Annotated in this window: 2 protein-coding genes; both read right to left on the reverse strand. The window is 41.5% G+C overall.

Translation table 11 applies throughout. From position 1 onward, the window contains the following. Positions 1–223: 223 nt before the first annotated feature. Positions 224–1,336, reverse strand: coding sequence for an S-(hydroxymethyl)glutathione dehydrogenase/class III alcohol dehydrogenase (locus H4I94_RS16090; protein ID WP_000842132.1), 1,113 nt, complete (start codon positions 1,334–1,336; stop codon positions 224–226). A 21-nt stretch (positions 1,337–1,357) separates the two neighbouring features. Next, positions 1,358–1,633 (reverse strand): metal/formaldehyde-sensitive transcriptional repressor, encoded by a 276-nt coding sequence (locus tag H4I94_RS16095; protein ID WP_001133625.1) that lies wholly within the window; start codon positions 1,631–1,633, stop codon positions 1,358–1,360. Between the last annotated feature and the right edge of the window lie 294 nt (positions 1,634–1,927).

Consider the following 1,927-nt stretch of genomic DNA (forward strand, 5'->3'; position numbering starts at 1 on the left):
GGTGAAGTGTGTCTAATCAACAGGGTTTTCGGTCTCTAAGCACTTTTAAAAAGGAACTTCATCGACTCAAATCTCTATTTGCAACAGTGCCAGGCAGGTTTGTTGAACCTATACACGATGCCTACACAGATAGATCGGTTTTACAGATAATGTGCCGTTTTAGAGGATTCCATGCATGTCATTCATGATGCACATGCATGGAAAACTATAAGGTCTGACGGAATTATTCGTAATGAATTACAGTACGAATTGACTTACCTTCATGCATTAGATCAAAGGCTTCATTGATCTGATCCAAGCCCATCGTATGTGTCACAAATGGTTCTAATTGAATTTTACCTTTCATGGCATCTTCAACCATTCCTGGAAGTTGCGTACGACCTTTTACGCCACCAAAGGCAGAACCTAGCCATTTACGACCAGTAACCAGTTGGAATGGACGGGTAGAGATTTCCTGACCTGCGCCAGCTACACCAATAATTACGGATTGTCCCCAGCCACGGTGTGCACTTTCAAGAGCTGCACGCATCACATTCACGTTGCCAATACATTCAAATGAATGATCTACACCCCAACCAGTCATTTCGACAATGACTTGCTGGATTGGTTTGTCGTAGTCTTTAGGGTTTAAGAAGTCCGTTGCACCAAACTCTTTTGCCAGCGCAAATTTATCTGGATTCATGTCAACCACAATAATACGTCCTGCTTTAGCTTGACGTGCGGCTTGTACGACTGCCAGACCAATACCACCTAAACCAAAGACCGCAACACTATCACCTTCTTGTACTTTAGCCGTGTTGTGTACTGCACCGATACCCGTTGTGACACCACAACCCAGTAAGCAGACATGTTCGTGATTGGCTTCAGGATTGATTTTAGCCAATGATACTTCTGCCACTACCGTGTATTCACTGAACGTTGAGCAGCCCATATAGTGGTAAATCGGTTGACCATTATAGGAAAAACGAGTGGTACCATCTGGCATTACGCCTCTACCTTGAGTTTCGCGAACGGAAATACACAAGTTCGATTTTCCAGATTTACAGAATACGCACTCGCCACATTCAGCGGTGTAAAGTGGAATTACATGATCACCTGGTTTGACGCTAGTCACGCCTTCACCAACCTCAACTACGACACCAGCACCTTCATGCCCGAGAATAGCCGGAAAAACACCTTCAGGATCATCGCCAGATAAAGTAAATGCGTCTGTATGACACACACCGGTATGGGAGATCTTGATTAATACTTCACCTTTCTTCGGTGGTGCAACATCAACTTCAACAATTTGAAGAGGTTGACCAGGAGCAAACGCAACGGCAGCACGTGACTTCATGGAATAATTCCTTATACAGATCTATTTTAAATATGATTTTAGAATCTTGGCGATTTCAGCCAATTCTTCTTTTCGTTGTTGTTCTGTGGTTTCACCTGATACTAAAGTGTCCTTTAAATGAACCTCCAGCATTTCATTCATTAAACCATTAATAGCACCACGCACAGAGCATATTTGTTGCAGAATTGCACCACATTCCACATTGTCTTCTAACGCTTTTTCAATCGCTTGCGTCTGACCTTTGATCCTTCTGACGCGTAGAAGAATCTTTTTTTTGTCTTCAACCTGATTAGGCATCAGACCTCCTTATTTGCTAGCTTTTATACTATAGTACCCCATAGTATAAAAAAAGCAATATTTTTTATAAATCGAAAATCAAAAAGCTCTTTAGCGAAAATTTTCTATCCCTGTTTTTAGTTTTTTTTAAATTAACATCGTAGAGCTGATGGGCTTTGTTGCACAAAGATTTAAAAGATAACACTCTGCTCATTTGAACAGAATTCAAGTGACAACTTGGGTATGAGGACGACCTAATTCTGTAAATTTGTTCAATACGGCTATGCGTGCATGAATCTCATTCACCTGACTAGA

The organism is Acinetobacter sp. T_3_1 (assembly GCF_025377055.1).
Lineage (GTDB): Bacteria > Pseudomonadota > Gammaproteobacteria > Pseudomonadales > Moraxellaceae > Acinetobacter > Acinetobacter kookii.

Bases quoted from the DNA above. Each gene is read 5' to 3' on its own strand.
- H4I94_RS16090 (WP_000842132.1), bottom strand. From the start codon at position 1,336: ATGAAGTCACGTGCTGCCGTTGCGTTTGCTCCTGGTCAACCTCTTCAA.
- H4I94_RS16095 (WP_001133625.1), bottom strand. From the start codon at position 1,633: ATGCCTAATCAGGTTGAAGACAAAAAAAAGATTCTTCTACGCGTCAGA.